This is a genomic window from Arthrobacter sp. NPDC058130 (assembly GCF_042884475.1).
In the GTDB taxonomy this organism is placed as follows: domain Bacteria; phylum Actinomycetota; class Actinomycetes; order Actinomycetales; family Micrococcaceae; genus Arthrobacter.
Map to the genome: position 1 here is coordinate 760,068 of NZ_JBHVTV010000002.1, position 6,650 is coordinate 766,717.

7 protein-coding genes are annotated in these 6,650 nt (G+C 67.3%); 4 read left to right on the forward strand and 3 right to left on the reverse strand.

Annotated features, from left to right (window positions below):
• Positions 1 to 48: 48 nt before the first annotated feature.
• Positions 49 to 906 (forward strand): esterase/lipase family protein, encoded by an 858-nt coding sequence (locus ACFVTM_RS07645; protein ID WP_390202788.1) that lies wholly within the window; start codon positions 49 to 51, stop codon positions 904 to 906.
• Between the two features lie 281 nt (positions 907 to 1,187).
• Complete coding sequence (locus ACFVTM_RS07650; RefSeq protein WP_390202789.1) at positions 1,188 to 2,294, forward strand: glycoside hydrolase family 16 protein; 1,107 nt, start codon at positions 1,188 to 1,190, stop codon at positions 2,292 to 2,294.
• A gap of 89 nt (positions 2,295 to 2,383) precedes the next feature.
• On the opposite strand, the gene ACFVTM_RS07655 is transcribed toward ACFVTM_RS07650, so the two are convergent.
• Entirely contained in the window at positions 2,384 to 3,037 is a 654-nt protein-coding gene (locus ACFVTM_RS07655; RefSeq protein WP_390202790.1) for an aspartate/glutamate racemase family protein, read from the reverse strand.
• A 281-nt stretch (positions 3,038 to 3,318) separates the two neighbouring features.
• Here ACFVTM_RS07655 and ACFVTM_RS07660 point away from each other — a divergent pair, with 281 nt between their 5' ends.
• Positions 3,319 to 3,648, forward strand: coding sequence for a hypothetical protein (locus ACFVTM_RS07660; protein WP_390202791.1), 330 nt, complete (start codon positions 3,319 to 3,321; stop codon positions 3,646 to 3,648).
• Positions 3,649 to 3,657: 9 nt separating this feature from the next.
• Here the strand turns inward: ACFVTM_RS07660 and ACFVTM_RS07665 are convergent, their stop codons facing one another.
• Together ACFVTM_RS07665 and ACFVTM_RS07670 are read right to left on the reverse strand one after the other, a co-directional pair.
• Positions 3,658 to 4,494 carry a glycoside hydrolase family 16 protein gene (locus ACFVTM_RS07665; protein ID WP_390202792.1) on the reverse strand — a complete coding sequence of 279 codons (837 nt, stop codon included), beginning with the start codon at positions 4,492 to 4,494 and terminating at the stop codon, positions 3,658 to 3,660.
• Positions 4,495 to 4,549: 55 nt separating this feature from the next.
• The gene (locus ACFVTM_RS07670; RefSeq protein WP_390202793.1) at positions 4,550 to 5,533 is read right to left on the reverse strand and encodes a dienelactone hydrolase family protein; all 984 of its coding nucleotides are present in this window, start codon (positions 5,531 to 5,533) and stop codon (positions 4,550 to 4,552) included.
• Between the two features lie 267 nt (positions 5,534 to 5,800).
• Between ACFVTM_RS07670 and ACFVTM_RS07675 the strand changes: the two genes are divergently transcribed.
• Positions 5,801 to 6,650 (forward strand): DUF222 domain-containing protein (locus ACFVTM_RS07675; protein ID WP_390202794.1); only part of this gene is annotated, 850 nt, incomplete at its 3' end.

The following is a 6,650-nucleotide window of genomic DNA, read 5'->3' on the forward strand; positions in this document are numbered from 1 at the left end:
AATCAGACAGACCGTCACAGCTGACGCGTCCAGTTGAAGAGGTATTCCGTGTCCCACCGCAGAACGCCCGCGGCACTCGCAACCCTGGCACTCCTTTGCGCATCCATGACGGGCATGCCGGCAGCCCTGGCCCAAACCGCCGACGTTTCGCCGCCCGGTGCGAATGACTGGTCTTGCAAGCCGTCGACAGCCCACCCCTACCCGGTGATCCTGGTGCCGGGAACATTTGCGAACATGGCGACGAGATGGGCGACGCTTTCGCCAGCGCTAAAAAGCCAAGGCTACTGTGTTTTCGCGCTGAATTATGGTGCGACCAACGGCGTCTACGCCACGGGTCCTGTGGCAGACTCGGCCCGGCAACTCGCCTCGTTTGTCGATACAGTGCTGGCCTCGACGGGCGCCAGGAAGGTTGATCTCGTCGGACACAGCCAGGGCGGCATGATGCCCCGCTACTACCTCGGATTCCTCGGCGGCGCGAACAAGGTGAACCACCTCGTGGGCATTGCGCCGTCCAACCACGGCACCCGCGGTCTGATCACGCCGTCGCTGGACAGCATTCAGCGGGCGACCTCCGTGGGAGGCTCCATTTGCCAAGCCTGCGTCGACCAGCAAGCAGGTTCACCATTCCTCACCGAACTCAACTCCATTGGCGACACAGTTCCCGGCCCCGCGTACACCGTGATTTCGACGACGCACGACGCGGTGGTGACGCCCTACCCCAGTCAGTTCCTTGCCGGCCCTCGCCGGCAGGTCACCAACATCACCATCCAGGACAAGTGCCCAACCGACGTGAGTGACCATGGCCAGGCTCCGAACGACCCCGTCACCCAACGCCTCGTCTCGGACGCGCTTGGCCAGCCGGCGGGCAGGCCGGGCAACCCGAAATATCAGCCCAGCTGTGCGTAGCGGAGGGACCTTGGGGGCGAAGGTGCCATGCACCATCCAGCCCGTCGCGCACCGCTGGGAGGCTTGCGGACCAAGGTAACGTTCCGGTAACGTAAACGACTGGCCGTGAAGGCCTGGCCCGAATGCAGGGCCCCGGAGCGCCCGTATGCCGGCCCCGGTTGCGCCGTTCGGCGTCTGCTCGCCCATGCCCTTGAGGCAGGGGCCGGATGAAGCTTCCCGCACTCGCCGACGCCCTGGCCGCGACGGTTGTGTGTGCCAGTCACAAAGCCCGGAGGGGTCCGTTGTTTAAGCAAACACCGTTCAAAAAAGCACAGCCCAAGAACCAGCAGCTCAACAAGGTCGCCATCGCGCTGACCCTGGGTGCGTTGTCCCTGACCGGGTGCGGCGCCGCGTCCACGACCGGAGCCGCAGCCTCTTCGACGGCTACCCAGGCCTCGGGCGCCGCCGCGGCCTCCACATCGTCGGCGGCCACCAGCCCCAAGGCGGCGGCGACCGGGGCTGCCGCCAAACCCGCCGGCAGTGCCCCAGCTGCCCCGACGGAACCCGGAGTTGAGGCGGCACCAGCCGCCGCCGTCGCGCCCCCGGCACCCGCCGCCACTGTTGGCGCTCAAACCGCAGCCGCTACGGGGTCGACGTCGACCTCGAAGGTCGTCCCCGCCGCGAAGCCGGCTGCCGCGCCGGTTTCTTCCCAAGCCGCTGCGCCCGTTGCCGCCCAAGCCGCCGTCGCCGCGACGGGCGATGGCTCGCAGGCCGCCACTGCCCGCGGCTGGGGTGCGGTTGTTGCGGGCGACGAGTTCACCAAGGCCGGCGCCCCCGATTCCACGAAGTGGAGCGTCTTCAAGGGGTCCGGACATGCCGGCAAGGGCGTACGGAGCCCGCAGGCGTGGTCGGTTGCCAATGGCGTGGCCACGGTCAGCGGCAACTCGGCCGGCACCACCGGCGGCATGTCGGCCAAGTTTGCGCAACAGAAGTACGGCAAGTGGGAGACGCGCATGCGGACCAGCGCCCGGGACCCGAAGTACCACCCGGTGCTGATCCTGTGGCCTAACAACAACACCTCCCCCAACTGCGCCGAGATCGACTACGCCGAGGGCAGCACCAACACCGCCCAGATCAAGTTCTTCCTGCACTACGCCTGCGGTGGTTCGAACTTCCAGACCACATCGGCGAAGACGATCGACACCACGCAGTGGCACAACTACGCGGTGGAGTGGACCCCGTCCGGCATCACCGGCTACATCGACGGCGTGAAGACCTTCTCCGACACGAACACCGCGCACCTGCCCTCCGTGGGCATGCACCAGACGCTGCAGCTGGACTGGTTCCCTGACGGATCGGCCACCAAGCCTTCACAGATGCAGGTGGACTGGGTCCGCGTCTACAAGTAGACCGGCTCAGGCAACCCGTCAGCCCCGCACCCCAGAAGGGGCGCGGGGCTGACTTGTCGTTGGCCGAGGCACGCCGCCGGCAACCGACCTCAAACCGCCTGAAGCTCCCGGGGAACCACCGCTGCGACCAGCATGGACCCGGCTGCCGTCACGGCGTCGATGACCGGAACTCCGAGCTGGCGGCGGAGCACGCCCGCCATGCCGATGCTGCTCAGGCCAGTGCTGGCCTGGACAATGACGTCGGCGCCGGCATCAACCAGCATGTGGGCTGCGGCGAGGGCGTCGAAAATCCCGGCAGGCATCAGGAACTCGTCAGGCGTTTCAACGCGCCCGGCCCCGTCGATGAGCAGCATGCGTTCGCCCAGTGCTTCCGCGATCGGGCCCGGCACATGGGCGCCGAGTCCCAGGACGCCGATCCGTCCGCCAAAGGTCAGTGCTGCGGCCGCGGCCGCGGAGCCCGCCCCGATGACCGGGATATCCACGGCCGCCCGGGTGGCGGCCAGCCCAGGATCGGATGCGCAGCTGACAATCAGGGCGTCGGCGTCCCCGGCCATTTCCCGCGCCAACTGGACTACTTTCGGTGCCGCAGACTCCAGCGACGCCTGGTCGTAAACGCCGGACGGCTGGTCCGGAATGCAGCGGGAGGTGACGGTAAATCCGAATGCCTCCTGCAGGAGTTTCCCGTGGGCGTGGAGCAGGCGTCGGTCCGACGTCGTCATCACCCGGATCAGTCCAACACGCATGATGCACTACCTTTCGAACGGATTCCTTGCTGCGAGGCTACTCGGCGAGTATTTCCGGGTCTTTTCGGGGAGATGACCAATCCAGGTGCAGCCCGGCGGTCCGCATCGCAACTTGTGCATCATCTTGGCGAAAACTTCGCTCAAGTTAAGGTTGCCCGCCCTGCGTCGTTGTATCGTTTGTCTCGGTGGTCCGTCTTCGGATCCGGGTCCCCGACCCGGGGTGGGGGGAAGGCGGCAGACCGGTTCCGGGCTCAGCCGGAACGTTGATCAAAGGAATAGCCATGTCGGTGGAGCCCTCGTCCACTCCAGGACGCCCCGAAGAACAGGATCTCGATGGACTGAGATCCGGTGCGGAGCATGCCGCTTCTGCTGCCGGAATCAGACATCAGTCCGCCAGGATCATTGAAGCCGTCCTCGCCGACACCGCCCCGGAACACGACCGGGCCCGCGAGTTGCTTCGCCAGCATATTGCTGCGCATCCCGGACACCCGGAACTCGCCCTGATGGAACACCTCACGGCGCTGAAAGCCCTGGGCGGGCCGTTTGAGGGGATGTCGGAGGCTGCCGAACCGGCCCAACCAATCCAGCGTGACATTGCCTCGGGTGAGTAAGCGCAACGCTCACTTGTAGACGCGGATCCAGTCGACCTGCATCTGGCTGGGTTTGGTGGGGGTCCCGTTGGGGAACCAGTCAAGCTGCACCGTTTGGTGCATCCCGACCGTAGGCTGATGCGCCGGGTTCAGGTCCGCAAACCACAGTGACCCGTCGAGGTATCCGGTGATCCCGGCGGGGGTCCACTCCACGGCATAGTTGTGCCACTGGGTCGTGTCGATAGCCCGCGCGTCCCGGCTCTGGAAGTCTGGGCCGCTACAGGCGTGATGCAGGTTGAACCCAATCATGGTGGTATCCCAGGTGCCTTCCGCATAGTCAATCTCGGCACAGGTGGGCGATTTGTTTTGGTTCGGCCACAAGAGTATGACCGGATGATATTGCATGTCCCGCGCACTCGTTCTCATCCGGGTTTCCCAGCGGCCGTATTGTTGATGGGCAAACCTGGCCGACATGCCGCCCGTGGTGCCTGCCGCGTCGCCGCTGACGGTCACGACGCCGCCGCCTACCGCAAACGCGTTCGGACTTCGGATCCCCTTGCCCGCGTGCCCCGGGCCCGTGTAGACCTTCCATTTCGCGCGGTCAGGCGGCCCGGCGTAACTGAACTCGTCCCCTGCCACCACAGGCCCCCAGCCGCGGACGACGGCGGCTTGGGTCCCGTCGGACACGGCGGCTTGGGTGCCCCCGGACAGGGTTCGGGTCACGCCGGACAGGGCCTGAGTCACGCCGGACAGGGCGGCTGCCCGGCCCATGGGGCCCGCCCGGCCCAGGTCGGGCGCGGCGCCACACCCGGCGAGGGCCAAGGCGCCTGCCGCGGTCAGCGCCGCAGCCCTGCGCTTTGCGAACATCGTGCCTCCATCCGGTCGGGACATGTCCCGGCCATGCCCTTACACATACTTGCCCTCACACATACCTGCTGAACCAGGCGAGCGTGTCGTTCCACGCCGCCGTCGCCTGCTCCTGGTTGTAGCGTGGTCCGGTGTCATTGTGGAAGGCGTGGTCCACGCCGGGATAGACCTTGAGCTCGTTCCTGACATCAGTCTTGGCCAAGGCATCCCGGAAGGCCGGCATGGCGCCGGTGATCCGCTGGTCCAGTTCGGCGTAGACGCCGAAGACGGCCGCCTTGATGGCCGGAATCTTGTCAAGATCAGGTGCTGGTCCGTAGAACGCTGACGTCGCCTTCAGGCCAGGGATGGCCGTCGCCGACTGCCAGGTGATGCCACCGCCAAAGCAGAAGCCGTTCATGGCGATCCGTCCCTGGTCAACGAAGTCCTGGGAGTTCAGGTAATCGAAACCGGCGGCGAAGTCCGAGACGTGCCGCTGGGCCCCGGCCTGGGTTAGCGCCCCAGGGACGGCGTCGGGGTCCATGCCCGCGGTACCGCCTTCCCGGCTCAGCAGGTCCAGGGCCAGCGCCGCGTATCCTGCTTTGGCGAAGCGGCGCGCAACATCCTGGATATGCGGGGTCAGCCCGCGGTTCTCATGACAGACCAGAACTGCTGGACCGGCCTGACCCGACTCGGGCCGGGCGAGATAGGCACTGATATTCGTACCACCCGAAGCAAACTGCACCGTCGCCGTCGTAAGTCCTGGCGCGCCCTCCGGGACGGACAACGGGCTCTTGGCTCCCGGCACTGCGCCTGCGGACGCACCACCGGAGCCCGACGACGTCGGCATCGACGTCGGCGTCGGCGTCGGCATGGGATCGGTGCTGCGGGGAACTTCCTCGGCCGTGCAGCCAACCAGGAGCATGGCCGCCGATGCCGCCGCCATGCTGCCCATAATAAAGGCCACCCGCCGCGTGAATGTCCGGTGACTCATAGCGCCGGAGCGGTAGTCGTCGAAGAATTCCTCAATCAGATACTTCTCAAATTTGCCAAGCTCGGTCATGAAGGACCTCCTCCACTGTGCCGATCATCCTCCTCCGAAGTCAGATTTCCGGCAAGGGTCCCACAGGTATCCTGCACGGGGGAACGCGGGCCGGCTATTTTGGGGTCATGCAAAGGCGCCCAGCGGTGTCTGAAATCATTTTGAACCGACGACATCAGCGCCACTAATTGCGGCGCCGCCCACCGACGTCCGCCCACATGGCCTGCTGTTGCCCGCCCACTCTGGCTCCGCGTTAGAAATGTCAGTGGTCCCTGAAAGACTGGATTCATGGACGGCAATCAGGGGCCCGAAGTGGTTCCGGCAGGACACGGCGATACCGGCTTCGGCCGCGCCGCTTCCGGTCCGGCCCCGGTTCCGGTCCAGCCCGGGACCGCGGCCGCCGGGCCGATGGCCGCCGGGGACCTGGTCCGCATGCTGTCCGCCATCCGCCCGGCCACGGACAGCCCGGGAATGATCGACCAGCTCCGGGAACTGGAAGACGTGAAATCGGCCGCGGCCGCCGCGCAGGCCCGGATCGCCGTCAGCTTCGATGCCGACCAGCGCCGCGAACAGGCCGCCGCCGGCACCGCCGCCAAAGACCTCGGCGCCGGGATCGGCGCGCAGATCGCCCTCGCCCGGCGCGAATCCCCCGCCAAAGGCGGCCGGCTCCTCGGCCTGGCCAAAGCCCTCGTGACCGAAATGCCGCACGCCCTCACCGCCCTCGAAACCGGACGGCTGAACGAATGGCGCGCCACCCTGCTGGTGCGCGAGACCGCCGGCCTGGCCGCGGCGGACCGGGCCGCCGTCGACGACGAACTCGCCGCCGACACCGGCACGTTCGACGGCGTAGGCGACCGGTCCCTGATCGCGGCTGCCAGATCCGCCGCCTACCGCCGGGATCCCCGCACCGTCACCCAGCGCGCCGCGCACGCCGCCACCGAACGGCACGTCAGCCTCCGCCCCGCCCCGGACACCATGTGCCGGCTCAGCGCCCTGCTCCCGGTCGCCGCCGGCGTGGCCGTCTACACCGCCCTGGCCCGGCACGCAGACACCCTCCGCAACGCCGGCGACCCGAGGGGCCGGGGGCAGCTGATGGCCGATGACCTGGTCGAACGCGCCACCGGCACCCCGGGCGGGA

What these genes read in the sequence shown, in the direction of transcription:
- ACFVTM_RS07655 (WP_390202790.1), bottom strand. Translation starts at nt 3,037, where the DNA reads ATGCGTGTTGGACTGATCCGGGTGATGACGACGTCGGACCGACGCCTG.
- ACFVTM_RS07660 (WP_390202791.1), top strand. Translation starts at nt 3,319, where the DNA reads ATGTCGGTGGAGCCCTCGTCCACTCCAGGACGCCCCGAAGAACAGGAT.
- ACFVTM_RS07665 (WP_390202792.1), bottom strand. Translation starts at nt 4,494, where the DNA reads ATGTTCGCAAAGCGCAGGGCTGCGGCGCTGACCGCGGCAGGCGCCTTG.
- ACFVTM_RS07670 (WP_390202793.1), bottom strand. Translation starts at nt 5,533, where the DNA reads ATGACCGAGCTTGGCAAATTTGAGAAGTATCTGATTGAGGAATTCTTC.